Origin of the sequence: Fibrobacter sp. UWB10 (assembly GCF_900182935.1) — a bacterium.
Lineage (GTDB): Bacteria > Fibrobacterota > Fibrobacteria > Fibrobacterales > Fibrobacteraceae > Fibrobacter > Fibrobacter succinogenes_O.
Window position 1 is genome coordinate 116,847 of record NZ_FXUE01000005.1, and the last position, 25,308, is coordinate 142,154.

Below are 25,308 nucleotides of genomic sequence, written 5' to 3' on the forward strand. Positions count from 1 at the left end.
GAAAATATACATATTTCTAAATTAAATCGTATGAAACCCTGGAAACTATTGGATTCAGAATACCTCGTAAACGCTCCTTGGCTAAAAGTGGCCAAAGAAACCTGCGAATTGCCCAATGGAAAGGTTATTGACGACTTTTATACGCTTTGGCAGCCAGACTGGGTCCTAATTCTTGCCCGAACCACCGAAGGCAAATGGGTGATGACGGAGCAATACCGCCATGGAACCGGCAAAATCGCCCTTGAATTCCCGGCCGGGATTATTGACAAGGGTGAAACACCGGAACAGGCGGCCCTCCGAGAACTGCAGGAAGAATGTGGATACGGTTTAGATTCTTCGACTCCGCTTCGTTCCGCTCAGAATGACACAACCAGTTACCTCGGTAAATTTCCGGTAAACCCGGACAGGCACCGCGGCATTTTCCACGTGGTTTTTATTGACGGGGTTGTCAAAACAGGCGCAACGCATTTCGACAGCACCGAAGACATTGAAAGTCTTTTGCTAAGCGACGAAGAACTGCGGGCCAAAATGGCTGACGGCACATTCAATCACCCGCTCCAAATGGCGGGGTATTTGCGTTTTCTACTTAACCGCGGGTGATGCGGATCAGGAACCGGATTTCTGTCCGGTCGCCTCTGTAATTTTCATACATGTCATCTTCGATGACAGAAAACAGCGAATAAACGAAAGACGCTCCGATAGACCAGGTTTCGCTTACCCACCAATCCTTGCCAATTTCGAATCTGGTAAGAACATTAATTTGTCCAAACGTGTCTATATCGTTTCCATCTACCGTACAAATCCCAGCAATTCCACCGGTATACGCAAAGAAGGTTCCATTCCACATATTATTAGGGTCTCTGAACGGATAGACGGCAAAGCCTAATCCAGCCATTCCCGACACGGCATAGACATCTTCTTTATATGTTGTTTCCCCTATTTGGACATCTTCGTCCGCATATTTTATCACATGACCGTTGTAGCCTTCTACAATTGGTCTCGTGTAGCGTTTCTCAACCACTTTTGCCGAACCCGTAGACATGCCAGCCTCAAAAAGGCTATACACTGCCATCAAGTTACCAAAGGACCTACCAAACCGAAACTCCATCATCGGAGCGGCAAAGCCTGAATATTCTTCGTCTATAGAATGGTCCACAAAAGAATACGATTGCCAATTGACATATCCATCACCAATATATTCATCATAGGTATAAGCTCCGTGAGTGGCTTCCCTATAGGTGGAAAACTGCGAATATCCAAGCCCGAGGCCTGCACTAAAGAAAAAGCCGCGATGTTCGTAAGGCGGGAACCCCTTTTTGGAGTCTTCTGCCCACAATGCAGTCGCAAGCAAGGTTACAACGACAAGAACTTTAATCATTTTCATCGTCAATTAACCACGCGTTATGCGGAAAGAAAGGGACAAAACATTATCGGACTTATGAGAATCGACAGTATGCCAAACTAAGCTACTATGGGCAAAGCCCAATCCCACACCGATTGCCATGTGATCGTTTATCCACCACTCCTTACCAATTTCCATTTCATAGCCAATGCCACCATTGCCGTAAGCATTTTCATCGTTAGAATTAATCACGGTAACAAACAGTGTGTACCCGATAGCACTGCTCACAAAAAGGCCGTTCAACGGGGACTTTTTGTCTCTGAACGGGTAAACCGTCGTACCGAATCCAACAAATGACCTAAAACTATACGCATCGGCCGACGAGAATTCTTCCGTTTCATCATCTTCGAGAATCGGAACACAGATATCGTCTTCATCGCAAACTTCTTTATATTCTTCATTACGGTAATCCATCGCCCCAATGTAGAAGCCCAAATTGAATACCGAGTAAAGCGCAACAAGGTTTCCGAGAGCCACACCGAACTTGAATTCCATCATTGGATACGTGAAGCCGTTATATTCGAAATATTCCATGTCGCGATACTTTTCGTCCCCAAACGACTTGCCATCGTACTCGCTTGCATCGTACCAGTTATAGGCAAACGAAAAAGAGGTGCTAGAGTAGAAACCGCGATGTTCCCTCGGGGCAGGAGTGCCAACGAGAGGGCTAGACTGCGCACAGACGAATGTTGCCAAGCACAGAGACAGAATTGCAAGAATTTTAGTATTCATAAAACCAGATTTTTTTAACAAATGATTACAAAATATAAATAAATTATTTAGAATGTGACAACGTATTCACGATGTAAATCCTTATCACCATACTTGTCTTCGGTACCGGGAGCCAAATCTTCGGCGGAATAGCCGCTAGTAATGCGCTGTAGCAGCACGCAGCGAGCCGATTCATCGTAGCTAAAATGAATGCGGAAGGTGCGGTACGCAAGCACGCCCGTATGTGCGGATTCATCGACCGTTAAGCGACGGCGGGAACTGTCGAAAACATCTTTCGAGAAATTTCCGCGAGAAAGCTGCACCTGCGCAAAGCTTTCTAAATCGAATTCACTGCGTTCAGCAATCCAGCAGTTCTGTTTTGCAAAATCTTCGGACATTTCGACCGACCACAAGTCGCCCACTTGTTCTTCGACCCAGCCCGCTTTGGCATCGGGAAATGCGTCAGCCATCGGAATGTAAGGCTTGATATCAAGCACGGGCGTTCCGTTCAGCAAATCAGCCTCATCTACATATAAAGTAAGGCCTTCGATTTTCAAAAGGCGCACGCAGCTGAGCCCAATCGGATTTGGGCGGTAAGGACTGCGGCTTGCGAAAGTGCCCACGCGGTCTTTGCCTTTGGGCGGTACGGGTGGGCGCGTTGTCGGACGCCAGCCCTCGTTCTCGTGGAATTGGAAAATCACCCAAATGCGTTCAAAGCCTTCCAAGTCGCGGAGCGCCATTTCAAAGTTCTGCCCCGCATTCAATTCAATCCGGCCCGGATGCCCCGCAAACAGCCACCCCTGCCGGGGAGCGTCGTACTTGTAAATGGCATCGCCATAAAATGTACCGATTGGGGTGACTTGCATGAAACCAAAATTAGAAAAAATTCTAAATTTGAGCGCGATGAAAGATAAAGCTAAAAAACTGATTGAAAAGTACGAAGAACTGGAATCGGAACTCGGCAACCCGGACGTTCTCGCTGACCAGGCTCGTTACAACAAGATTCACAAGCAGTACAAGGGTATCGAAAAGGCTGTTTTGAAGGCCAAGGAATACCTGCAGATGCTGAACGACCAGGAAGAATGGAAAGCCGCTCTCGGCGATTCTGACCCAGAAATGGTCGCGATGGCAAAGTCGGAACTTTCCGACATCGAAAAGAAGTTGCCGGGTATTACCGACGAACTCCAGATTTTGATGGTGCCGAAGGATCCGTGGGATTACCGCAATGCCACGCTCGAAATCCGCGGTGGTACCGGCGGTGACGAATCCGCCCTGTTTGCAGGCGACTTGTTCCGCATGTATCAGGGTTACTGCAGCCGCATGGGCTGGAAGATGACCATTCAGGATGCAAGCGAAGGCACCGTGGGCGGTTACAAGGAAATTCGCGTATTCATTGAAGGTGACAGCGTGTACGGAACGCTCAAGTTCGAAAGTGGCGTTCACCGCGTGCAGCGCGTGCCCGAAACCGAAACACAGGGCCGCGTGCATACCTCTGCCGCAACAGTCGCTATTCTCCCGGAAGCCGAAGAAGTTGACGTGGAAATCCGCGAAGCCGACATTCACATGGATACCTACCGTTCTTCGGGTGCTGGCGGTCAGTACATTAACAAGACGGACTCCGCCGTGCGACTCACCCACATTCCGACAGGCGTGGTAGTGAGCTGCCAGACCGAACGTAGCCAGTTGCAGAACCGTTTGCACGCTATGGAAATGCTGCGTTCCAAGATTTTGGACGCCGTGATTGCCAAGAAGGAACAGGAAGAAGCCGCCAGCCGTAAGGCCTTGGTGGGCACCGGTGACCGTAGCGCCAAGATTCGTACTTACAACTTCCCGCAGAACCGCGTGACCGACCACCGCATTGGTCTTACGCTGTACAATTTGGACAAAGTCATCACTGGCGACCTCGATGAAATCATCAACGGTTTGCAGATGGCAAACGCCCAGGAAAAGCTCGGAAAGTTCAACGCTTAATGGAGATGCCCGGTTAAACCGGACATGACAAGAAAATGCCACAGATGACTGTACTTGAAATTCTGAACCGCACCAAGGTATTCTTCGAAAAGAAGGGAATTCCTGACGCGCGCTTGGATGCCGAATACATCATCAGCCACGGACTTCAGATGAAGTCCCGCATGGACATTTACCTGAACTTTGAAAAGCCGCTGACGGAAGCCGAACTCGATGTACTCCGCCAGATGGTGGCTCGCCGCGCCAACCGCGAACCGTTACAGCATATTATCGGCGATACCAGTTTTCGCGGGTTCATTATCAAGTGCGATCCGCGAGCACTGATTCCGCGCCCCGAAACTGAATCCCTGGTGGATATGGCCAAAGAGGCGCTCAAGGGAATCGAGAATCCGTTCATTGTCGAAGTGGGCACGGGAACAGCAGCGATTTCTATCGCTTGTGCGAAAGAAATCGCCGGAGCGAAAGTACTCGCCACCGACATTTCTGAAGACGCACTTTCGCTCGCTCGCGAAAACGCCGAAGCCAACGGCCTCGGCGAAACTCTCGCTTTTTCAAAAGGCGACTTGCTGGACGCCGTCACCGCAACTGACAAAATCGACTGTTTGATTGCAAATCTGCCGTACATTCCTGACGGCGAAAAAGGAAAGCTCCAGCCTGAAGTTGATAAATTCGACCCGGCACTCGCCCTCTATGGCGGACCGGACGGCCTTACGCTCGTGCGCAAGCTCTTGCAGCAGACCGAAGGCAAGCTAAACGCAGGCGCCCCGATTCTTTTGGAAATCGGGTCTGAACAAGCTGAAGTCTTGAAGAACGAAGCCGCCAACTACCCGTGGTTGGAATTCTCCGGAATCCACAAGGATTACTGCGGGAATGTGCGTTTCGTAAGTTATAAGGCGAAATAATCACGCGCCCACGGTGCAGCCGAGGGCGGAGAGGACGTAGGTTTCGCTTTCGCCCGCACGGTAAAATGGTAGCAGAGTTTCGTCGTCCACTAAAGAATCATCAAATCCATTCAGTTGAAGTTGTTCGTCTATACGGCGCTTAAACGAAGAAAAACCCGTGTTCCAAAGCGTCGCTGATTCATAATTGCTATACATTTTTTCCTCTAATTTTTAGAAAAACACACAAACTTACCAGTGCTTTTCTGTACAGCAAAATATAGAATCAAACAGATGTCAAATTATGACATCTGCAATTTTCGCGATTTTAGGGATTATTCCACAACGGTTGCGGTGACTTTGGCGTGGCCGACTTTTTCGAGGCCAAGCTTTTTGCCAGCGGCAGCGCTCAAGTCCAGTACACGGCCTTTAGCAAAGGGACCGCGGTCATTCACGCGCACTCTAACCTTTGCGCCAGAATCTTTGCGAACCACTTCGAGAATCGTTCCGAACGGAAGTTTCTTGTGGGCGCAAGTAAAATCATTCTGATTAAAAATTTCGCCACTAGCAGTCTTTTTACCATCGAAACCGGGGCCGTAGTAGCTTGCTTCGCCTTCGAACGTGGTACCGATGGCAGCCGTCTTTTTCTTTTTACCCGACTTAGTGGTCTGTGTCTGCGTTTTTTCTACAGAACGGTCGTGACCCTGGCGAGAAGCAATTTTGGCATTGCCGGTGGCACAATTAGACAAAAGCAGTGCTACAGCCACGAACAATGCAATTCGTGCAACAAACAGACCACGCTTACTCAAAATCGTACATGCTGTTGTATGTGTTTTCAAGAATTTCATCTTCCTGGCTCTTGACTTCGGCCTGCTTTTCTTCGGGCGCCTTGTTCAAACCTTCATAATACTGTGCAGACAGCTTTTCCACATGAAGTTGGCTGCTCTTGACGCGCTTGCGCAAGCGTTCCAAATCCTGATCCGTAATGGTCAAGCGGTTGTTCATGAGCGAAGCCGCTTTTTTGCCCCAAGGGGTTTGACCATACTTGTCGCGAAGGAGCTTGTAAGTGACCATGGTGCTGTCGATACGTTCCGGATTCATCTGGAAGTAAATCGCCTTCATGTAAAGGGCCTGAATGCCAGCCTGCGTTTCGGGGAATTCCTGATACAGGCTATCGAAACGCGTGAATGCACGGGCATAAGCCGAATCGACCAAATCCATTTGATCCAAGGGCATTTCGGTAGCGATTGTCCAGAGACTTTCGGCCACCATGTACTTTTCCTTGGCCATATCTTCGCGAGTCTTTAAAGTCACACGCATACCCAAGTTCACTTGAGCCTGCTTTGCGTATTCCGTTTCCGGATACTTTTCCATGATTTGCTTGTAGATTTCTTCGGCGCCATCGGGGTCATGCATGTATTCGTCGAAAATGAACGCCTTTGCATAGAGGGCGCGCAAAGACTTTGCGCTGTCGCCCGATTCAATCACCGTATTCAAGCGAGCAACGGCACTATCGACTTCGTCGAGCTTGAACAAGAACAGTTCGGCAATCAGGAATTCAGACTTGAAGAAATTGTCGACATTCGGAATGGAATCCTTGCGGGCACTATCGTTCTTGGTACGCATGGCCACCAAGCGCTTAAGGGCATCGCGACGGTCGCGGCTTTCCTGGCCCCATTTGCTGATGGTGCGAGAAATAAAGCTACTGTCGTAATAAACGATTGCCTTGTCGTAATCAATACGCTTGTGCTGTTCGTAATCGCCCAAGCAGAAATAACTACGCGACGCATGTTCAGAGCGCGGGTATTCCGTATTCACCTTCTGCAAAATGACAATTGCATCGGCATGACGTTCACCCAACATGGTCAGTTCGCCAATGCGAACCAGGTATTCCGGCTGTTTGGTTTCATATTCCGGATTCTTGTAGAGTTCCTTGTATTCGTCGGCGGCCTGCAGGTATTCCTTGCGGTTAGCCAAGCATTCTGCAGCCTGCTCCCCCGCCGTTTGCTGTTCACGCGGGTTCAATTCCTTAATTTCTTTAGCGGTATAATGTTCGCGAGACTTGTCCCAGTTTTCTTTCTTGAAATAAAGACCCGCAAGTCTGAAATGAGCCTTACCGCGCATAAAGGGCGTACCTGCGGTATCGGCCAAGACCGCTTCCAAAGAGGCAATTGCCTGGTCCGGGAATTCAGCCTGTTCGTCGAGCAACGAAAGAAGGTTCAAGCCCTGGAAGTAATACGGGTGATCCTTAGAAGCAATTACCGGTTCCAAGGCGAAACGGCTAATGTTATATTCGTGATTGCGATAAAGGCAATAAGCACGCTGGTATTCGACCGCCTGCATAGAATCGTGGTCGGCAAAGTAGCGTTCAAATTCGTCGTACTTGGTAATAGCCTTGCCCCATTCATGCTTATGGCGGAAAGATTCACCAATCAAGAACACTGCCTCGGCGGTACGTTTTTTGTTCTTGGGGAAACGTTCCAGCACGCGAGAGCCTTTTTCGATAATCTTGTCGTATTTCTGGCGTTCTTCGGAACCGGGCAGAGAATTTTCACTATCGGGAATGCTGTCCAAGCGAGCTTGGCGCATTTCTCCGGCCTGTTCATCCAGGCGTTCCGCATTGAACATATGGTTCAAGTAAGCACAGCAAGTACACCCCTCGAACACGAGGGCGAGCATTACAAGTGCCATGTAGCGGATACGTAGCATGGGAGTAAAGATACAAAATTAGAGTCTTTAAAACCCTAGTATTGGTTCAAGTACTTCGTGTAATCGCAGAGCTTGAGGCCTGGCGGGAGCGCAGACTTGTCAAAGCGGACCATACGGACTTCGGCCGGTTTACCCACCACGCGGGCAAGCATTTCAAAGTTGTCCTGCGTTTCCCATACGGCAGCATCGATAATCAGGCCGTCACCGCAATCGGTTTCGCCAGTGCTGTTGCCAATACCCGAGATTCTGGAGTTTTGCTTCAGAAGTCGAGTATAGATTTCGGGGGCAATTCCAAAATGATTCGTGGTCGAAGACGAGTCATGCACGACAACATGCACTTCGCGGAAATGATTCAAAGAATCGAAGACAACCGTGTAAGTATGCATGTACGGAGCAATAAAGAAGGTTTCTTGCCAGACATTCTTTGCCACAGGCCTGAAGTTTCCGATAGAATACTTCTTGAAGAATTCCTTGGGCGTTGCACCATAGCGCACCACATAATGGCCAAGCATGGTCGAGAAGTCATGAACCGTAGACGGAGCCATCGTTTCACGGAGGCTATCGACAGCACGGTTCAGGTTCGCGGTCAAGCCGTCGTTCTTGTTAATCGGAGCGGGCCTTGTAATGTTCGATTCCTGAATGCGCTGCTGAATATCAGGGTATTCCGGATCGATTTTCTGGATTTCCTGGAACTGCTTGCGGGCAAGGTCAAACTGGCGGCCCTTCAAATAAGCGCGGCCAAGAGCTTCCTTGAGCGGCAGGTTTTCGGGATACTTGTCGACCATGGGTTCCAAAATATCGAGGGCGGTCTGCGCACGGTCTTGCGGAGAAAGAACCACGCCGTTACCCGGGCCCGGAGGAGATTTTTCACCCAGAGTAGAAACAGCATCTCGGGCAGGAGCGTAATCCGGCATGAACGCCAGAATGCGCTGGTAAATTTTTTCGGCAGCATCAAAGTGGCCCTGGTATTCATCCATGTAGCCCTGCAAAAGCAAGAGCTTGACATTCATCGGATACTGAGAAAGGGCGTATTCGACCACGGCAGCGCAGCTATCCAACTGTCCGCTACGGTGATAAAGGTCAGCAAGGTTTTCGTAGGCGGCAGGGACATCGCCACTCGAGAGACTCACCACCGTCTTGAATTCATTTGCAGCCTGCAAGAATCGGCCATTTTCCATGAGGAGTTGGCCATACCAAAGCCTAGTCTGGTACAAGGCGGGCGCACGTTCAGAGGCCACGCGAGCAAGTTCAAGAGCAGCGGCTGCATTGCCGGTCTGGTAAATTTTACGGCTTTCAACGTAAGTCGACACGCCGGAACCCGGCAAGCGGGCCTGAAGCTTACCAATCAAAAGAGAAAGACGGTCCTGCTGATTATCCGAAAGCGGGCTCATTTCAAACAAAGTATTAATTTGTCCGAGAAGGGCCGGCAACAGGTCCGGATAAAGAACAATCACGCCATCATAAATATCATAGGCTGCCTGGTAAGAGCCCGAACGGGCAAGTTCTGTCGCACGGCGAAGTTCTGTTTGCACCTGCACCGGAACCTTGGCAATGTCGGCTGTCAAATCCGGGGTATCACCACGGGCAACGGTCGAACCGGCAGGCAAACCGTAAGGAATGCCGCCTACCGAAATTTTACTAGGGCCATAAACATCATAAATACGAAAGCCCGCAAAAGTAAGCAGGGCTCCGCAACAAAGGGTCAAAAACAAGTATGCAGCCCTACGGGCTGCCCAAGACGAATACGCCATTACTTTTCCAAGAAATCAGCCAGTTTTTCTTTATGTTCCTTGCTCTTTTGGAGACGACGCAAGGTTTTGTTCTTGATCTGGCGAACGCGTTCACGGCTCAGTTTCAAATCTTCACCGATATCCTTGAGCGTCGTATCTTCAACCGTATCAAGTCCGTAGAACATGCGAAGGATTTCTTCTTCGCGCTGCGGCAGGGCGGACAAGGTTTCCTGGATGAGCTTACGGCGTTCATCCTTTTCCATGTCTTCGTCCTGGTTTCCGTCGGAACCCAAGACATCCATAAGCGTGCTGACCGTGTCACCGTTACCGCCGACATTCGTGCTGTCGCCAATGGGGGCATCGAGCGAAATGTCCACGATTTTTTCCATGACCTCGACGATGTCCTTTTCGAACGGTGCGAATTCGTCCATGGCAATGGTACGATCGTAGTCACCGTCGTTCTGCATCAAGGCACGTTTAAAGCGGTTGACCAAGGCAAGCTTGTTGGGCGGAATTCGGACCGCGCCCACCTGTTCAAACAGGGCTTTTTGGATAGACTGGCGAATCCACCAGACCGCATAAGAAATAAACTTGACATCCTTACCCATATCAAAGCGTTTTGCCGCCTTGAACAGGCCGATATTTCCTTCGTTAATCAAATCAAGCAGGGAAAGTCCACGCCCCTGATACTTTCTTGCGACACTCACCACAAAACGGAGGTTACCCCGAATGAGGCGTTGCAAGGCCGACTTGCGGATTTCTTCCGCCTGATCGCTCTTGATAATCGCAAGCAGAGCCTCTTCTTCCTGAGGACTCAGGGTCGGAAACCTATTCAGATCCCTAAAATAAAGCGCTTCGTTTGCATCACTCATAGAAATACATACCTTCAATTCTTCTAAGGAAATTCCCCTTGAAGACTATCCAAATATGTCTTTTTACTTTGTTTTCGTCAAGTTATATAGCTTTTCGTAAGGGTAAATTCCCGAATTGTGCCCATCGCTAAAGGTAAGGCCCGCTGCATAGCGACCAATCGACTGCACTTTGACAAGCGTAATATCTTGAGGCACAGTAGATTCATCCAAAAGTTTTTCGCCTGTATGTTCATCGACACACAATGCACACGGACAAGCCAATCTCAAATCGCGAATAGCGCATGCGCCGCGACTACCGTCGTTCCATTCAAAACCGAGACGGCCATCCTTTGTCCTAAATACTTTCTTGGGCTGGATCATACATCCTCCTCGGGGAGTTCTGCGAATTCATAATTGAACGTCTTGAGCACACCGTCGCCTTCGGTCTTGAATACCGAGAGCGTGCGCACCATGGCATCGGCAGCCTGCATAAACGCCTTGGCCGATTCAGAATTGGGGTCACGGAGCACGGCAGGAGTTCCTTGGTCGCCACAATCGGCAACCGCGGGTTCGAGCGGAACCTTTGCAATAACCGGCACGCCCCAACTTTTGGCAATGCGGTCTCCACCACCTTCACGGAAAATATGATGAGCCTTGCCGCACTGGTCGCAAATAAAGTAACTCATGTTCTCGACGACGCCCACCACAGGTACGCCCACGGAATCGAACATAGCAAGTCCCTTTCGGCAGTCTGCAAGGGCTACTTCTTGCGGAGTGGTCACCACCACAGCACCCGCCATCGGGCAATTCTGCGTAAGGGTCAGCTGAATGTCGCCTGTTCCAGGAGGAAAGTCCACCAGCAGGTAGTCGAGCTTGCCCCAGCGCACATGATGGATAAAGTGCTGAATCATTTGCGACACCATCGGGCCACGCCAAATGGTCGCCTTGTCGCTGTCGGCAAACATGCACATAGACACAATGCTAATACCGCCCTTTGCTTCGACCGGGGCAATCGTATTGTCTTCAAAAACTTCGGGAGCGCGGTCGATACCGAACATGAGACCCATACTCGGGCCATAAATGTCGGCATCCAGAATGCCCACTCGGGCGCCCGAGAGGCTCAACGCCATAGCGAGGTTTGCCGTCACGGTGGACTTGCCTACGCCGCCCTTGCCGCTTGCGACCGCCACCACATGAGCGACATCGCCGATGTACGAAACTTTCGGAGCCTGCGCCGCCGTATTGGAGCTATCCACGCGACCTTGTGCGGTAAACGTCACATTCACTTCGCTTGCGCCAAGCGACTTCACAATCGTAATGCACTGGTCCTTGAACTTGTCGCGGATCGGGCATGCCGGCGTTGTAAGCTTAAGATCAAAGCTCACCTTGTCGCCATCGATCTTAAGATTCTGGACGAAGTTCAGTTCGACAATATTCTTGTGCAGGTCTGGGTCTTGGACCGCCTGCAGGGCCGTCATAATAGTCTGTTCATTCAACTGCATAATGTAGGTCGGCGCCGCGCGCCTTTGAACGATGAGGTCGCTCGCAAGCTCGCTTTGAGGTATGAGTTTGTTTCTGAATCAAAATTTAGATTTTTCGCAAAGCGAAAAAAGACACGTACCAACAGTACGCGTCTTTTATAGAAAGAGTCTGTTTTTAAAAATTAAATCTTGATTTTTGCGCCCATGAGCTTCACGAATTCGCGGACAATCGCCGTATCGCCAGGCCATGCCGGAGCAGTAACCAAGTTGCGGTCTACGACAGCTTCGTCTACGTTCACGGCCACATACTTGCCGCCAGCAAGAGTGATATCCGGGCCGACTGCGGGATAAGCCGTAGCCTTGTAGCCCTTCAGTACGCCAGCAGCCGCAAGCACCTGCGGACCGTGACAAATTGCAGCCACCGGTTTCTTAGCCTTGAAGAATTCCTTCACAATCTTGAGCACGCGTTCGTTGAGGCGAATGTATTCCGGAGCACGGCCGCCGGTAATGAACAAGCCTTCGTAATCCTTCACTTTTACCGCATCAAAGTCAGCGGTGAGCGCAAAGTTGTGTCCGCGAGATTCAGAATAAGTCTGTTCGCCCAGAAAATCGTGAATTGCAGTTGCAACCGTGTCGCCAGCCTTCTTGTCGGGGCACACCGCATCTACCTGGTAGCCCAACATAGACATCGACTGGAACGGAACCATGGTTTCATAGTCTTCGGTAAAATCGCCGCAGAGAAGCAGAACTTTCTTTGTCATTACGCACTCCTGATAAGTAGTTTGTTGTGTTTTTTACAGCCAACATAAGTTGGACTAATAAAATACATAAAACGTTACTCAAAAGTACGTATATAATTTTTAACAAGTTAATTCTAGAACTAGGTTCCAGAGAACTTGGGCATTCTCAGCAAGTGTGTCATACAAGGCGGCCATTCTTCTTCGTAATGACTTACCAAGATAATTGTCGTTTCTTTCGAAAGCAACTGCAACAAGCTAAAGATTTTGTCGCGGTATTCACCCTTGAGGCCTTGAGTCGGTTCGTCAAGCAAAAGCACCTTGGGCGGGCGGATAGCCGCACGCGCCATAAGCACCACGCGCTTGTCGATTGGCGACAAATCGCGGTAGCGAGCGTTCACATCTTCAAAACCCAAATAGTTCAGCCATTCCTTTGCCTTTGCGCGTTCTTCCCAAGTGGTATTGTCAGCCTTACAAAGATTTGCGGTAAAGCCCGTGCACAAGACTTCGGACAAGCTAAGGTCTTCGCGATACTGGAGCGCAAGTTCCGGCGAGAAAAATCCGAGTTTTGCCTTGTGATCCCAAATGTTCAGGCCATGGCCCGGGCGTTCGCCCAAAAGGGTAATCTCGTTGTTGTAAATCTGCGGGTGGTCTGCGGTAAGCATGCCAAGCAGCGTACTCTTGCCGGCACCGTTTTCGCCCATGACCGCCCAATGTTCTCCCTTGCGAACAGTCCAGTTCAGATTCTTGAGCACATCGGTTTCGCCAAATCGAACATTCACGTTCTTGAGCTCGAAAAGAATTTCAGGGTCCGAAGTGTCGGGAGTGCCGAGATTCACAATCTCGTAGCCCTTCAATTCCTTCTTGGAATACTTGGGGGCGGCAACTTCAGTTGGCAATTCGCCTGCATACGGAGTAAAAGTCTTGTTGGCGTAAACGAACGCCGGAATTTCAGGCAGTAATTCATCTTCACGGGCAAGGCGCACCGCCACCTTCAAGCCATCGCGTTTTGAAAGCTGAACCACGCTGGCCGCCAAGTGCCTGCGGTATTCCGGATCGAGGCCACCAAACAAATCGTTAAAGTAAACCCACTCGGGTTTTTCCATCCACATGCGGGCAAGCAATACGCGACGCAGTTCTCCGTTCGAAAGACTCAAAAGCTTGCGTTCCAGAACTTCGTCGGTCAAATCCGCAATCTTTAACGCTTCTTCCAATTTATCGGGGTCAGTTTCAGGCCATGCCATATCGTCGATATAGCGGTCGGTCTGCAAAAAGAACTTCTTTTTCAAGAGCAAGTGACGCACCAGCGGAGCTTCTTCGTCGTGCAGGCTAATAAAGCGCTGCTGAAAGAACGGCGCGAGCGCATGCTGAATCTTACGTTGCATCGCCTCCGACATGGTGGAGACATTTTCTTGCTGATTCAAAAAATGGGTAATGACTCTATCAAGATCTTCGCCCTCGGTGCTGAAAATCTGCACCTGCGGGAACATTTCAATCAGAGCCTCAAAACGCTTGAATTCCATGCGCCCAAATTTAGAAAAAAGTTACGGATTCAAATAACTAGAAGGTTGATACGGATCCTTGCATTCCTTAACATTATCGAGTTTTTCGTTCGAAAAGACAATCCGCAGCATTGTTGAATCCGTTACCGATTTTAAAAGTCCAGCCTCGTTGTAATCAAGCGAAAGCTTTCCGATTTTGTCTCTTGATTCGAAATGAAGCGGAAGAAAAACGAATGGGAAATCTCTCCAATACGACTCCTTATATTGAGCATAAGATTTGAGTTTTCCATTTTCACCATATTCGTGTGTTGTGATAACTGAATTGGGGGAATACCGCCATCCAGGGAAAAAAGTCTCTTCATAGAAAGACGAATCTAGCACACTGTTGCCAGCAGCATCAAATAGTTTGGTCCGAGAATTCACAAACTTATAAAACCATATTTCATCCGAAATTTCCTTCACTAATTTTTCATTCTCGTAATAACGAGTAATTTCCATTTCATAGCGTTTGCCACCGTATTTGACGATTTCACGATTTTCCTTAAACTTTCTCTTATAAAAGGCGACATTCCGTTTTGATTCGTCAAATATCTTCACGCTGTAATCCGCCGTATCGTTCGAAGAATATTCATAGCGATAAAAGTGACCACCTATTTTATACAGAACCGGGCGTTGCAAATTATCAAACAACATTTCTTCTGCACCGAGCCCATCACTCACATGCAAAGTACCTTCGGCATAAACTTCTCGCGTATTAAACGTATAACTGAGCATTTTTCCAGAAACGGAATCCAGTTTCATTTTATTTTCGCTAATTACCTCGTCACAGTGTCCGTCACGCCACTTACAGGCAACGCATTCCGTCACCACCCCATTTTTGCGCTTTCCCACATACAAGCCAGAGTTTCCCGAAAAGTCCGTCATCAATGTAACAACAGAATCTGCAGATTCCGCTTTAATCTCTGTTGCAACTCGGAAACAACTATCGTCTTTCGAATAATGCGTAAATAAAGTTCCCTCGCCCCACGTCGAACGGAGTTCTCCCTCCAAAGAATCCCTCACGTATCGTTGCGACAATTCGTATTCAGATTGCTGTCCTGGGATTTCTGGCAATTTAAAGAAGAAATCCGCCGTAGCTCCAACTTCCAAAAGCTCTTTCGGATCAAAATTATCCTCTCTCATGTAACGCGGTACTTCTCCGCATGCAAGCCCCTGCGAAAAATGCTTTGAATAAATAAGCATATCCAACGCCTTTTCCGAGCTATGGAAATCTTCGTCAGACAAGAAAAAGCCCGGATCCAAAGAAAGCACACGATAAAGGTGATAGCCGCAAAATCCCACAACAAGTAAAAACGGAATGGCCGAAATTAACAGAATAATTAGGAACTTTTTCATTTAGTTTTTTCCAAACGTGATTTTTCTTAAAATAGCTTTATCTTACCAATACAAGAAACTCCCCGGACTGCTCTGGGGAGTTTTTTTGGATGTGTTATAGGAAACTCTAGAACTTATTGAAGAAATCCCATGTGGCCTGCGGAACCCAAGTTTTATTCTGGCCGGGGTCCTTGTGATCCCAGATGTGGCCGCCGTTCTGTGTGCACCAGCGAACCGGGAAGCGTTCTTCAACAGTAGTGTAATCGTAGCACACGTGCGGACCGTTGCCGCCGTATTCCTGGGCCTTTTCGTTTTTGGCCTTGCCGCCTTCGGAGTTGAGTTCCAGGATGATATCGCGAGCGGCGCGACCCATCGTCGGAGTGCAAAGGTTGTCTTGCAAGCCAAGCACACCCATCCAACCGACACCCTTCTTTTGGCGCTGCGGGAGCCAGATGTTACGTTCGGCAGTTTCGTATACAGCTACAGCACGGAGCACATCCTGATGGTTCCAGGAAAGGCCATTGCTGAACATGGAGCCGTAGCTAAATCCAGTCGAGAACACGCGGCTAGAGTCAATGCAAAGGTTGCTCTGCAAATCGGCCAAAAGTTCATCGAAGAGCAGGTAGTCATCTTGACCCCACGGGGCCTGGTTTCCGTTACCTTCCGGCGCAACGAAGATTGCCGTCTTTTGGGTATCGAGCGGTTTTAAACCATAATAGCCTTCTTGCTGCACACCGCCGGCCCAGCCACCCATGCAATGCATGCCGAAAATAAGCTTGTACGGTTTCTTGTTGTCATAATTATCGGGAATATCAATGCGGATAGTGCGCTTGCCCTTGCTCCACTGGAATTCGTAGCTGCCGGACTTGACGCGGCTCCAAGTCTTGCCGCAACCACGCGTGGGAACCGGATCGTTCTTCAAGCCCCAACCGTAGGCATACTGCGGTTCCTGTTTTTGCTTTTTGAGCGTGAGAGCCAAATTCGTATCGAGATTGGTGAGCACCACCGAAAGCGTATCGAAGCCATCGGCGATGACCTTGAGCGTTTCGGTCGTTGTCAACCTCTTGAGAGCCGTCTTTGTGTTGCCACTATAAGACGAACCATAATTACCGTTCGATGTAAAGCGAATGCTACGCTGAGCCGATCCGATTTTTACGTTCGCATAATAAGAACCCTGAGCCTTGACACAAGCCTGCAAATCGAGGCTGCCCGAACCATAAAGGGTTTCGCTCAACAGGCGATTGCCCATCATGTCGAAGATTTGGACTTGTACGGGTTCGCTGGAACGTTGAGAAAACGAAAGCACACCGTTATTGACGCTTATATAGCCCGGAAGCACGCGCCCCATCACGGACATTTCCTCTTCATGGAATTTAAATTCACCTTTGTCATCGGTCGTTGTCGAAAGACCTTTTTTGACAAGCGAAACAGCAGCACCACTAACGGCGCCGCCCTGATCATCACTCACTTTGCCCGTAAGCGTATAGGCACTAGCCGATACAGCCATTGCGCAAGCGAGAGCTAGAGGTTCCCAAACACTCTTTTTCATAAATGCTCCTTTATTGCTATTTATGAAAATAATTTCAAATGTTGGCTATATTCCACGCCAAGACGCAATTGCTTTGGACAAAATATCCAAAAGAGGTTTAGGGATATTTACAAGAGTATCGATTTACAACCTTTTTTCACACGTATTTAAAAGGAATAGGGCGGAATATACTATTTTATTACATAAATAACATTTAGTTTGGAGAAAATATGAAAAAGCTTTGGACGCTCTTTGCCAGCTCACTCTTGCTCGCATCAGTCTCTTTCGCACAAGACGACTTCGAATCTGAATACGAAGCCCAAGCCGAAGAACAGGTCGCCGACCAGCCCTCTGACCAATTCAACGACCAAACCGAAGATCAATTTGCAGACCAGGCTAGCGAACCTGCCGAAGAAGCAGAACAGGCAAGCAATACCGAAGCCGCCCCTAGCCAGCCCGTTGTTCCGCAGTACCAGGCTCAGGATAACACGCAGGCTACCGAACCGGCCAACACACAAAATGACGATTACGCAGAATCTAAACCGGCCGTCAACAAAACGGGCTTCGGTTTAAGGCTCGCTTTCGATTACGGCAGAATGTTCGGATTCAAGGATGACTTGGACAACGACAGCGATATCAGCGGCACACCGTCTGGCTTTGGTTTTGAAGGCGGTCTCATGGTTCGCGTCCAGATGATACCCAACCTTTTCTTTGCTCCCGAAATCAACGTGGCCTACATAAGCACCAACCACGAATACATGGATCATGAACGCAAATACACCACCACAGATTTGGAAATTCCCTTGATGCTGCGCGGCGTTATCGCTGATAAGTTCTACGTATCGGGCGGTGCACAAATCAACTTGACCATAAACAGCAAGTCTGAAATCGACCCCATCGAAAATTCCGTTCTCAATTTCAAGATCGAAACCACCGAAAAAGTGGAACAGGCAACCTTTGGCGTAGGCATTGTCGCTGGCGCCGGTTACAATATTGTTGCAGGACTTTTTGTTGATTTACGCTTCTACATGGGACTCTCCGAACTTTACCCGGACGTAAAATCTCTCGACGACTACGCAGACGGCGATACCGCCGAAGAAGGCGAATATTCTCTGGTCAATATGTCTGGCGCAAGAATGATGAAGTTCAAGGCAGGCATTAGCTACTGGTTCATGTAATGCAATAAAAGTAATAGTATGAAAAACCTTTTTGGTCTTACATACAAAGAATGCGCTCCGGTAGTGACTGCCGAAGCCATGCGTTTTCTTGACGGCGACACCAAGAGAAGCCGCGTTTCGACATCGGGATTTTCTCCGTTCTGGGATCCACAAGCAGGCATAGAATCCGCAAACATCGACGAGTTCGAAACCGCAATCGATGCCGGATACGGCCTCATGAAACTTGCGGGCCGAAAGCTCTTTGAAAAAGCAGTCGCCATGCTCGGCGAAAAGCCCGAAAGCAAAACCGTTGCCGTATTTGTCGGTGGCGGAAACAACGGCGGTGACGGACTTGTTCTTGCAAAATTGCTGATAGATGCGGGCATTCCCTGCACCATCTATTCGCTTGCCCAGGCTGAGACTTTCAAGAACGAAGCCGCCATGGCCTACAAGGATTTTTCGGAAAGTGGCGGCAAGCTGATTTACATAAATGACCTTCCCGTTCACGACCCCAAGTTCGCACTTGCTGTGGACTGCATGCTCGGCAATGGAGCCTCGGGCGAACTTCGCCCAGCATTTGCACGAGTGGTAATTGCTCTGAACGACTGGAACATTCCGATTCTTGCAGCAGATTCTCCCACCGGTTTTGATTCTTCGGAACACCGCTGCGGCGAAAACTGCGTTCACGCCACCGAGACGCTTGTTTTCGGGCTACCGCGCTTGGACGCCTACACCAACGAAGGCGCCCGCGTTTTCGGCAAGACTAGCGTTGAACCGCTTGATTATCCGGACAGTCAAATCGACAAAGTTTTGTCGGGCGTTTTCCTGGCAACCGAAGACATCATTCCCGCCCTGCTCCCCGACCGCGACGAATTTGGCGACAAGCGTAGCCAAGGTACAGCCATGGTGATTGCTGGTTCCGGCAATATGACCGGTGCCGCCGCCCTTTGTACCAAGGCATGCCTCCGCAGCGGTGCAGGCCTTGTCACGACCGCGACACCAAAGGCCTTACTCCCGGCGTTGCAATCAAAGCTTGACGAGCCCGTATTCTACGGAATCGGAGATGCTACGACGGACAAGCTTTCGATTATGCACTTGATGCAGTTGCAAGATTTAGCGATGCACCAGAATGCCATTGCTATTGGCCCTGGTCTTGGAACCGACACCGAAACGCAAGATGCCGTCCGCATGTTCTTGACCGGATTGCAGATTCCCGTGGTTGTCGATGCCGACGCCATTAATGCCTGCGGTTCCGCATTCTTCTGCATGGAAGGCGGCCCCACGAATGCCATTATCACGCCGCACAAGCGTGAATGGGAACGCAACTTTGGCCCGCTTCCGGCAAACGAGAATTTCTATCCGGAATACCTGCAACAGTTTGCGACACAGTTCAAGATTACAATCGTTCTAAAGGGTTGCCCCATTTATGTGGCGATTCCCGATGGACGCGTGTACGTGATTCCGGCCCGCAATTCTGGCCTTGCTAAAGGCGGCGCAGGCGATGTGCTTACCGGCATTATCACAGCTCTCCTTGCACAAGGTTTGCCGACCGCTGAAGCAGCCGTACTCGGCGCACTCCTGCACCAGAAAGCCGGCAGACTCACGCGCGAAAAAATGGGAGCATTCGGCATGCTCCCGACTGACGTCATTGAAATGTTGCCCGCAGCATTCGGTTGCTAATCGGGCTCATTCTATCTACTAAACCATCTCGGCCACAAGCTTATCCATCGCTGCTTCGGACTCGGCGCTGAGCGTCGACTTCACCGTTACCACGGTTTCGGCGAGCGTCACGTTCTTGAGCGTGGCGAGGATTTCCGTCATTTTCTTAGCGGCCATGGGAGCCCAAGTGCCGTTTTCCACGACACCCACCTTGCGGTTAGAATAGTTCTTTGCCTTGAGGTGATTGAGGAAATCTTCCATCACCGGGAAGAGGCCCGCGTCATACGTGGGAGCGGCCACCACCATGCGGTCGTAACGGAAGGCGTCTTCGATGACTTCGGCCATGTCGCTGCGGGCAAGGTCAGAGACCACGACCTTTTCGACACCGGCGGCGGTCAACTTTTCGGCAAGCTTTTCAGCGGCCTTCTTGGTTCCACCGTAGATCGAGGCAAATGCCACGAGCACGCCCTTGTCTTCGGGAGCGTAGCTGCTCCAGGTGTTGTACTTGTCGATGTAGTAACCGAGATTTTCGGTGAGCACGGGGCCATGCAACGGGCAAATCGTCTTGATGTCGAGTGCAGCCGCCTTCTTGAGAACCGCCTGCACCTGGTTGCCGTACTTGCCCACGATATTGAAGTAGTAGCGGCGGGCTTCGCATGCCCAGTCATCCGGGTCGGCATCGTACACGCCGAACTTGCCGAATGCATCGGCTGCGAACAGCACCTTTTCACTCTGTTCATAGCTGAACAGCACTTCGGGCCAGTGTACCATCGGGGCACCGATAAACTGTAACGTGTGCGCACCGAGCGAAAGCGTATCGCCTTCCTTCACGGTCTGCTTCTTGACCGATTCAGGGAGAGTCATGAACTGCGGCAGGAGCGCGAAAGCCTTCGCCGAAGAAACAAGCGTTGCTTCCGGGTACTTCGCCACAAAATCAGCAATGCCACCGGCATGGTCCGGTTCCAGGTGGTGAATTACCAAGTAATCCGGCTTGCGGCCAGCGAGAGCGGCTTCCAGATTGGCAAGCCACTCGCCCACCTTGTGCGCATCGACCGTATCCGTCACGGCAATCTTTTCGTCTACAATCACATAAGAATTGTACGCCATGCCCTCGGGCACCACATACTGACCTTCGAACAAATCGATGTCGCGGTCATCGACACCGACGTACTTGATATTTTCGCTAAAATTCTTCATAGAGACTCCTTTTTGAGGAAAATATACTAATCCTTCACGCAGCGGACAGGATATGCATTTATCTTTGCAAAATCATAGTAATCACCAACATACACATAATAATCTACATTCGTAACGTACATTGTAACAGCATAGAATTCATCCCTTGATGCCGTACTCCAGTATGCCGTATACGTATCCCATCGGAGAAAGAATCCATATTGTCCATCATGATAATACATCGGAGAAACTGGAGCAACAGAGAACGAATAATCATCGGTTCCATTACTATACCAACCTGTTGTCGTCTTTAGTTTGTCGCCGATAAAGTTGCCATATCCAATCGCATGAAAAAGATTATTCCACTCTTCTTCACTCGGAAGATGCCAGCCCGCAGGGCAAACACCCCGAACCACTGCAGCATGGTTGCATTCTGAACCATAACCACATCCCTTGCCGTTATCGGTAAAAACGCCAGCGCTATCCATTGCGGCGCTCCATAAATACAAACGACCATCTATTCCGCAATATTCAAGAGTATCGTTGTAACAAAAGCTACTTGAATCCATAGACGAAGTAGGCTGCAAGTAACGGTAATTCAAATTTTCTTTCATCCACCAAAGATCGTGGATTTTCACTGTTTTATATGTCTGACCATCACGTTCATCCGTCAGCAATCCATACTCACAATTATCTTCGGAATTCGATCGACAGGGAGGAACTTTCTCCATAATCCAAGCATCTGGGTTGCCAGATTCGTCACTACCGCAGGCAGCAAGGAATGCCGCAACGAACACGAACGGCACAATTTTTGCATTCTTTTTCATGGTTTAATCTTCCAAGAAATACTGCACGTTCGTCACGACGCGGACTTTCTTGATGTACGGCGTATTTTCGTCGCGGTTTTCGATAGAGAATACGCCCTGCGTTGCCGTCTTGATTTTGCCGAGTTTGCTATCGGAATCTTTCGCAAACTTTTCGGCAGCACTCCTTGCGTTCTTAGTCGCTTCGTCAATCATGGCGGGCTTGATTTCGTTGAGGCCGTTAAAGCTATAAACGGTGCGGTACTGGTAATCGCCTCCACTAAAGGCGATTCCATGTTTCAGGAGTTCGCCCTGTTTTTCCATGGCCTTACGGACAAGTTCCACATTATTCGTGGCCACCGTTGCTACAACTGTCGCGACATAACGATAAGCATGCTTGCCGCCGCTGTACAGTTCGCCATCGGCATCGACAATCGCCGGAGTCGAGTAAGTGATATTTTCTTTTTGAATGCCGTTTTCGAGCAGGAACTTTTCAAGTATCTGCGACTTGGACTGTAACGTTGCTGAAAGTTCGGCAAGATCGTTACCCACCTCTTTGTACACAATCGGCCAAATCACAAAATCAGCCGAAACTTCGCGTTCGGCAAGTCCGCGCACAAACACCACGCGGTCACGGTCCTTGACATCAATTTGAGCGCGATAGAAAAAAGCACCCAAGCACAAAATGGCCACCGCCAAAATGATTGCTTCTTTAACTCTTGATTGCATATCCAACTCCTTTTTTACATAAATCCAATATACAAATTTTCTACATTCAATGCATGCCTGAAAAGACTCTACTTTTGCTCGACTCTTACGCGCTTGCGTTCCGCATGTTTTACGCCTATTCGCAGAACCCGCTGAAAAACAGCCAGGGCGAAGAGGTCTCGATGATGCACGGCTACTGGGGTGCAGTGCTCCGCATTCTTGCAAAGCACAAGCCGACGCATTTCGCCATTGCACGCGACGTGGCGCACACCAAGACCTTCAGGCACGAACTTTACCCCGACTACAAGGCCAATCGCGGGCCCATGCCCGAAGAAATGGCGGCTCAAATGCCGCTCCTTGGCGAAAGTCTAGAAGCAAGCGGAATTCCGCTCTTGTCGGAACCGGGTTACGAAGCGGACGACGTGATGGCAAGTACCGCCATGGCCGCGGTCGAAGCAGGCTTTGACCATGTGGTGATTCTAAGTAAAGACAAGGACATGTCGCAAATCGTAACCGACAAGATCCATCTTTTCCATTTGACGAAAGGCGCCGACGGCATTGACTTTGGCCCGGAACAGGTGCTTGAAAAATACGGTCTTCCGCCCGAAAAAATCCGCGACTACTTGGCACTCATGGGTGACGCAAGCGATAACGTTCCCGGCGTTCCGAAAGTAGGTCCGAAAACAGCCATCCAGTTGCTGAATGACTTTGGCGACATGGACAACCTTTACGCAAACCTGGATAAAGTGACCAAGAAGGGTTTGCATGACAATCTGGAAAACAACCGCGAGAAAGCATTCCTCAGCCGCGAACTGGTGACGCTCCAGACCAAGCGCGCCTTTAGCGGTAATCTCGACACGCTGGAATACAACGGTCTGCACGTGGATACTTTGGCGCAGATGTTCAAGGACCACGAAATCAACAGCCTGCTTCGCCTTTTGGAAGGCATTCCGAGCAAGACGGGCTTTGTGCGCGAAAGCGACGGCACCGGAAGCGCCGATTCTGCGAATGGTGACGCCGTAGTAAGCGCCGATTTCCCGGTCGATGTTCCGCCGACATACATTTGTGTTGACACCGATGAAATCTTCGAGCAGATGAAGGCCGAATTTGCCGCCGCAAGCACTGTGGGCATCGACACCGAAACGGATGGTCTCGACCCCATGCAATGCAACCTCGTAGGGCTTTGCCTTTCGGCAGACCCCGCCAAGGGCTACTACATTCCACTGGGACATTCTGATGAAATCGGATTCCCGCTGCCGACAGGTCCCAAGGGCAATTACGACTTGAACAAGGTCAAGGCATGGTTTAGTGAATTTATTCAATCGCCGCGCGAACTCGTTTTCCATAACGCGAAATTTGATTTGCACGTGCTTGCCCGCACATTCAAGATTCCGCAGAGCGCTATCGACAACGCAAATCTCATCGACACGCTGATTGCGGCTTGGATGCTTTCGCCGGGGCAATCGGGCCTTGGCCTCGACAACCAGGTGATGCAACGCCTGCAGCACGAAATGATTCCGATTGAGAATTTGATTGGCCGCGGCAAGAACCAGATTACCTTCAACCGCGTAAACATCAAGGACGCGACGGAATACGGCGCCGAAGATGCGGTCTATACGCTTCGCCTGTGGGAACCTCTCAAGAAGGAACTCGAAAAGCTCGATTATGTGAAGTATTTCTTCGAGCAGGAAATGCCTCTCTTGAAGGTTCTTTTCCAGATGGAATCTGTGGGTGTCGCCATCGATGTTCCGGCCCTCAAGACGCTGGAGCAGGAACTGCAGCGCCGCATCGAAAACTTGGAAAAAGAAATCTGCGACATGGCCGGTTTCGAATTCAACATCGGTTCGCCCAAGCAACTCGGCGAAGTCCTTTTCGATACGCTCGGACTCCCCGAAATCAAGAAGCGCAGCACCGACGCCGTCGTTCTCGAAGAACTCAGCTTCAAGGCGCCACATCCAATCGTTTTCGCCGTCATCGAATACCGCGAACTCAAGAAAATGCAGAGCACCTACATCACGGTGCTTCCGACGCTGGTGAATCCGGATACCAAGCGCATTCACACGAGCTTTATCCAGTGGGGCACCGCAACGGGCCGCCTCTCTAGCCGCGATCCGAACCTGCAGAACATTCCCGTACGCAGCGACCTCGGCAAAAAGATTCGCGCCTCGTTCGTGCCGCAAAGCAAAGACAACGTGATTCTCGCCGTAGACTACTCGCAGATTGAATTGCGCATGCTCGCCCACTTGAGTGGCGACGAAGCGCTCATCGAAAGCTACAAGGAAGGCATCGACATTCACGCCCGTACCGCCGCAGCCATTTACGGAGTCAATCTCGACGAAGTCAACAGCGACATGCGCCGCGACGCCAAGGTGGTGAATTTCGGCGTACTCTACGGCATGACGGCCTTCCGCTTAAGCCGCGACCTGAAAATTCCGATGTCGCAGGCGAAGGACTTTATTACCGGCTACTTCGACATGTACAAGGGCGTGCAGCAATACATCGAAGACATCAAGGCGGCCGCCCACCGCGACGGTTACGTGGAAACGCTTTCGGGCCGCCGCCGCTACATTGCAGGCATCGATAGCAGCGACCGCATGGAATCGCAAATGGCCGAGCGCATGGCCGTGAATACTCCCGTCCAAGGCTCCGCCGCAGACCTCATCAAGATTGCGATGATCCGCATTCAAAAACGAATCAACGAAGAAAACTTGCCGCTCAAGATGATGTTGCAAGTCCATGACGAACTTGTATTCGAATGCCCCCGCGACCAGGTGGAACCCATGTCGCAAATGGTCAAGGCCGAAATGGAAGGCGCCATGCAGCTCAAGGTTCCGCTTGTCGCAAGCGTCGGCTTCGGCGAGAACTGGCTAGAGGCACATTAACTCCTACAAAAGATTTACATAGTAACTAAATCTTTTCGTACGTTGTAAGCCG

The 25,308-nt window shown here is 50.0% G+C and carries 23 protein-coding genes; 6 read left to right on the forward strand and 17 right to left on the reverse strand.

Annotated elements, in window-relative coordinates:
• Window positions 1–30 precede the first annotated feature (30 nt).
• Window positions 31–600, forward strand: a complete 570-nt coding sequence (locus QOL41_RS11980; protein WP_283429948.1) for an NUDIX hydrolase — start codon at window positions 31–33, stop codon at window positions 598–600.
• On the opposite strand, the gene QOL41_RS11985 is transcribed toward QOL41_RS11980, so the two are convergent.
• Genes QOL41_RS11985 through tsaA form a run of 3 tightly spaced genes read right to left on the reverse strand, consistent with a single transcriptional unit; the run spans window position 587 to window position 2,979 of the window.
• Window positions 587–1,378: a hypothetical protein gene (locus QOL41_RS11985; protein WP_283429949.1), complete on the reverse strand. Its 792-nt coding sequence runs from the start codon at window positions 1,376–1,378 to the stop codon at window positions 587–589. The genes QOL41_RS11980 and QOL41_RS11985 overlap by 14 nt on opposite strands.
• A 12-nt stretch (window positions 1,379–1,390) precedes the next feature.
• Complete coding sequence (locus tag QOL41_RS11990) at window positions 1,391–2,134, reverse strand: hypothetical protein (RefSeq protein WP_283429950.1); 744 nt, start codon at window positions 2,132–2,134, stop codon at window positions 1,391–1,393.
• Between the two features lie 47 nt (window positions 2,135–2,181).
• A complete protein-coding gene (gene tsaA, locus QOL41_RS11995) occupies window positions 2,182–2,979 on the reverse strand; it encodes a tRNA (N6-threonylcarbamoyladenosine(37)-N6)-methyltransferase TrmO (RefSeq protein WP_283429951.1) in 798 nt (265 codons plus the stop codon).
• A 37-nt stretch (window positions 2,980–3,016) separates the two neighbouring features.
• Here tsaA and prfA point away from each other — a divergent pair, with 37 nt between their 5' ends.
• Complete coding sequence (gene prfA, locus QOL41_RS12000) at window positions 3,017–4,084, forward strand: peptide chain release factor 1 (RefSeq protein WP_072800236.1); 1,068 nt, start codon at window positions 3,017–3,019, stop codon at window positions 4,082–4,084.
• A gap of 44 nt (window positions 4,085–4,128) precedes the next feature.
• Complete coding sequence (gene prmC / locus QOL41_RS12005) at window positions 4,129–4,983, forward strand: peptide chain release factor N(5)-glutamine methyltransferase (protein ID WP_283429952.1); 855 nt, start codon at window positions 4,129–4,131, stop codon at window positions 4,981–4,983.
• Here prmC and QOL41_RS12010 read toward each other — a convergent pair whose 3' ends face one another.
• The 11 genes from QOL41_RS12010 to QOL41_RS12060 all read right to left on the reverse strand — a co-directional run bounded on the left by QOL41_RS12010 (window position 4,984) and on the right by QOL41_RS12060 (window position 16,892).
• A complete protein-coding gene (locus tag QOL41_RS12010; RefSeq protein WP_173652674.1) occupies window positions 4,984–5,178 on the reverse strand; it encodes a hypothetical protein in 195 nt (64 codons plus the stop codon).
• Window positions 5,179–5,294: 116 nt separating this feature from the next.
• On the reverse strand, window positions 5,295–5,807 hold the full coding sequence (locus tag QOL41_RS12015) for a septal ring lytic transglycosylase RlpA family protein (RefSeq protein WP_283429953.1): 513 nt from the start codon (window positions 5,805–5,807) through the stop codon (window positions 5,295–5,297).
• The gene (locus QOL41_RS12020; RefSeq protein ID WP_283429954.1) at window positions 5,761–7,668 is read right to left on the reverse strand and encodes a tetratricopeptide repeat protein; all 1,908 of its coding nucleotides are present in this window, start codon (window positions 7,666–7,668) and stop codon (window positions 5,761–5,763) included. Before QOL41_RS12020 ends, QOL41_RS12015 begins: the two co-directional genes overlap by 47 nt.
• 35 nt (window positions 7,669–7,703) lie before the next feature.
• Complete coding sequence (locus tag QOL41_RS12025; protein WP_283429955.1) at window positions 7,704–9,419, reverse strand: tetratricopeptide repeat protein; 1,716 nt, start codon at window positions 9,417–9,419, stop codon at window positions 7,704–7,706.
• A complete protein-coding gene (locus tag QOL41_RS12030) occupies window positions 9,419–10,270 on the reverse strand; it encodes a sigma-70 family RNA polymerase sigma factor (RefSeq protein WP_173652677.1) in 852 nt (283 codons plus the stop codon). The genes QOL41_RS12025 and QOL41_RS12030 overlap by 1 nt, the downstream gene beginning before the upstream one ends.
• Window positions 10,271–10,333: 63 nt before the next feature.
• The gene (locus QOL41_RS12035) at window positions 10,334–10,630 is read right to left on the reverse strand and encodes a DUF971 domain-containing protein (RefSeq protein WP_088628636.1); all 297 of its coding nucleotides are present in this window, start codon (window positions 10,628–10,630) and stop codon (window positions 10,334–10,336) included.
• Window positions 10,627–11,751, reverse strand: coding sequence for an Mrp/NBP35 family ATP-binding protein (locus QOL41_RS12040; protein ID WP_283429956.1), 1,125 nt, complete (start codon window positions 11,749–11,751; stop codon window positions 10,627–10,629). Before QOL41_RS12040 ends, QOL41_RS12035 begins: the two co-directional genes overlap by 4 nt.
• A gap of 161 nt (window positions 11,752–11,912) precedes the next feature.
• Complete coding sequence (locus tag QOL41_RS12045) at window positions 11,913–12,491, reverse strand: DJ-1/PfpI family protein (RefSeq protein ID WP_173652679.1); 579 nt, start codon at window positions 12,489–12,491, stop codon at window positions 11,913–11,915.
• Window positions 12,492–12,610: 119 nt separating this feature from the next.
• Window positions 12,611–13,990, reverse strand: a complete 1,380-nt coding sequence (locus QOL41_RS12050; protein ID WP_283429957.1) for an ATP-binding cassette domain-containing protein — start codon at window positions 13,988–13,990, stop codon at window positions 12,611–12,613.
• Between the two features lie 21 nt (window positions 13,991–14,011).
• A complete protein-coding gene (locus tag QOL41_RS12055) occupies window positions 14,012–15,364 on the reverse strand; it encodes a hypothetical protein (RefSeq protein WP_283429958.1) in 1,353 nt (450 codons plus the stop codon).
• A 106-nt stretch (window positions 15,365–15,470) separates the two neighbouring features.
• On the reverse strand, window positions 15,471–16,892 hold the full coding sequence (locus QOL41_RS12060) for an esterase (RefSeq protein WP_283429959.1): 1,422 nt from the start codon (window positions 16,890–16,892) through the stop codon (window positions 15,471–15,473).
• Window positions 16,893–17,101: 209 nt separating this feature from the next.
• Between QOL41_RS12060 and QOL41_RS12065 the strand changes: the two genes are divergently transcribed.
• Together QOL41_RS12065 and QOL41_RS12070 are read left to right on the forward strand one after the other, a co-directional pair.
• Entirely contained in the window at window positions 17,102–18,049 is a 948-nt protein-coding gene (locus tag QOL41_RS12065; protein ID WP_173652683.1) for a porin family protein, read from the forward strand.
• Window positions 18,050–18,067: 18 nt separating this feature from the next.
• Window positions 18,068–19,708, forward strand: a complete 1,641-nt coding sequence (locus tag QOL41_RS12070) for an NAD(P)H-hydrate dehydratase (RefSeq protein ID WP_283429960.1) — start codon at window positions 18,068–18,070, stop codon at window positions 19,706–19,708.
• Between the two features lie 18 nt (window positions 19,709–19,726).
• Here the strand turns inward: QOL41_RS12070 and QOL41_RS12075 are convergent, their stop codons facing one another.
• Genes QOL41_RS12075 through QOL41_RS12085 form a run of 3 tightly spaced genes read right to left on the reverse strand, consistent with a single transcriptional unit; the run spans window position 19,727 to window position 22,395 of the window.
• Window positions 19,727–20,884, reverse strand: a complete 1,158-nt coding sequence (locus QOL41_RS12075; protein ID WP_283429961.1) for an FprA family A-type flavoprotein — start codon at window positions 20,882–20,884, stop codon at window positions 19,727–19,729.
• 26 nt (window positions 20,885–20,910) lie between these two features.
• The gene (locus QOL41_RS12080; protein ID WP_283429962.1) at window positions 20,911–21,690 is read right to left on the reverse strand and encodes an FISUMP domain-containing protein; all 780 of its coding nucleotides are present in this window, start codon (window positions 21,688–21,690) and stop codon (window positions 20,911–20,913) included.
• Between the two features lie 3 nt (window positions 21,691–21,693).
• On the reverse strand, window positions 21,694–22,395 hold the full coding sequence (locus QOL41_RS12085; protein ID WP_283429963.1) for an SIMPL domain-containing protein: 702 nt from the start codon (window positions 22,393–22,395) through the stop codon (window positions 21,694–21,696).
• A gap of 53 nt (window positions 22,396–22,448) precedes the next feature.
• On the opposite strand from QOL41_RS12085, the gene polA reads away from it, so the two are divergent.
• The gene (gene polA / locus QOL41_RS12090; RefSeq protein WP_283429964.1) at window positions 22,449–25,256 is read left to right on the forward strand and encodes a DNA polymerase I; all 2,808 of its coding nucleotides are present in this window, start codon (window positions 22,449–22,451) and stop codon (window positions 25,254–25,256) included.
• Window positions 25,257–25,308 lie beyond the last annotated feature (52 nt).

What these genes read in the sequence shown, in the direction of transcription:
- QOL41_RS12030 (WP_173652677.1), bottom strand. Translation starts at nt 10,270, where the DNA reads ATGAGTGATGCAAACGAAGCGCTTTATTTTAGGGATCTGAATAGGTTT.
- QOL41_RS12080 (WP_283429962.1), bottom strand. Translation starts at nt 21,690, where the DNA reads ATGAAAAAGAATGCAAAAATTGTGCCGTTCGTGTTCGTTGCGGCATTC.
- QOL41_RS12045 (WP_173652679.1), bottom strand. Translation starts at nt 12,491, where the DNA reads ATGACAAAGAAAGTTCTGCTTCTCTGCGGCGATTTTACCGAAGACTAT.
- QOL41_RS12065 (WP_173652683.1), top strand. Translation starts at nt 17,102, where the DNA reads ATGAAAAAGCTTTGGACGCTCTTTGCCAGCTCACTCTTGCTCGCATCA.
- QOL41_RS12020 (WP_283429954.1), bottom strand. Translation starts at nt 7,668, where the DNA reads ATGCTACGTATCCGCTACATGGCACTTGTAATGCTCGCCCTCGTGTTC.
- polA (WP_283429964.1), top strand. Translation starts at nt 22,449, where the DNA reads ATGCCTGAAAAGACTCTACTTTTGCTCGACTCTTACGCGCTTGCGTTC.
- QOL41_RS12070 (WP_283429960.1), top strand. Translation starts at nt 18,068, where the DNA reads ATGAAAAACCTTTTTGGTCTTACATACAAAGAATGCGCTCCGGTAGTG.
- prmC (WP_283429952.1), top strand. Translation starts at nt 4,129, where the DNA reads ATGACTGTACTTGAAATTCTGAACCGCACCAAGGTATTCTTCGAAAAG.
- QOL41_RS12015 (WP_283429953.1), bottom strand. Translation starts at nt 5,807, where the DNA reads ATGAAATTCTTGAAAACACATACAACAGCATGTACGATTTTGAGTAAG.
- QOL41_RS12055 (WP_283429958.1), bottom strand. Translation starts at nt 15,364, where the DNA reads ATGAAAAAGTTCCTAATTATTCTGTTAATTTCGGCCATTCCGTTTTTA.
- tsaA (WP_283429951.1), bottom strand. Translation starts at nt 2,979, where the DNA reads ATGCAAGTCACCCCAATCGGTACATTTTATGGCGATGCCATTTACAAG.
- QOL41_RS11990 (WP_283429950.1), bottom strand. Translation starts at nt 2,134, where the DNA reads ATGAATACTAAAATTCTTGCAATTCTGTCTCTGTGCTTGGCAACATTC.
- QOL41_RS11980 (WP_283429948.1), top strand. Translation starts at nt 31, where the DNA reads ATGAAACCCTGGAAACTATTGGATTCAGAATACCTCGTAAACGCTCCT.
- QOL41_RS12010 (WP_173652674.1), bottom strand. Translation starts at nt 5,178, where the DNA reads ATGTATAGCAATTATGAATCAGCGACGCTTTGGAACACGGGTTTTTCT.
- QOL41_RS12025 (WP_283429955.1), bottom strand. Translation starts at nt 9,419, where the DNA reads ATGGCGTATTCGTCTTGGGCAGCCCGTAGGGCTGCATACTTGTTTTTG.
- QOL41_RS11985 (WP_283429949.1), bottom strand. Translation starts at nt 1,378, where the DNA reads ATGATTAAAGTTCTTGTCGTTGTAACCTTGCTTGCGACTGCATTGTGG.
- QOL41_RS12085 (WP_283429963.1), bottom strand. Translation starts at nt 22,395, where the DNA reads ATGCAATCAAGAGTTAAAGAAGCAATCATTTTGGCGGTGGCCATTTTG.
- QOL41_RS12075 (WP_283429961.1), bottom strand. Translation starts at nt 20,884, where the DNA reads ATGAAGAATTTTAGCGAAAATATCAAGTACGTCGGTGTCGATGACCGC.
- QOL41_RS12040 (WP_283429956.1), bottom strand. Translation starts at nt 11,751, where the DNA reads ATGCAGTTGAATGAACAGACTATTATGACGGCCCTGCAGGCGGTCCAA.
- QOL41_RS12050 (WP_283429957.1), bottom strand. Translation starts at nt 13,990, where the DNA reads ATGGAATTCAAGCGTTTTGAGGCTCTGATTGAAATGTTCCCGCAGGTG.
- prfA (WP_072800236.1), top strand. Translation starts at nt 3,017, where the DNA reads ATGAAAGATAAAGCTAAAAAACTGATTGAAAAGTACGAAGAACTGGAA.
- QOL41_RS12035 (WP_088628636.1), bottom strand. Translation starts at nt 10,630, where the DNA reads ATGATCCAGCCCAAGAAAGTATTTAGGACAAAGGATGGCCGTCTCGGT.
- QOL41_RS12060 (WP_283429959.1), bottom strand. Translation starts at nt 16,892, where the DNA reads ATGAAAAAGAGTGTTTGGGAACCTCTAGCTCTCGCTTGCGCAATGGCT.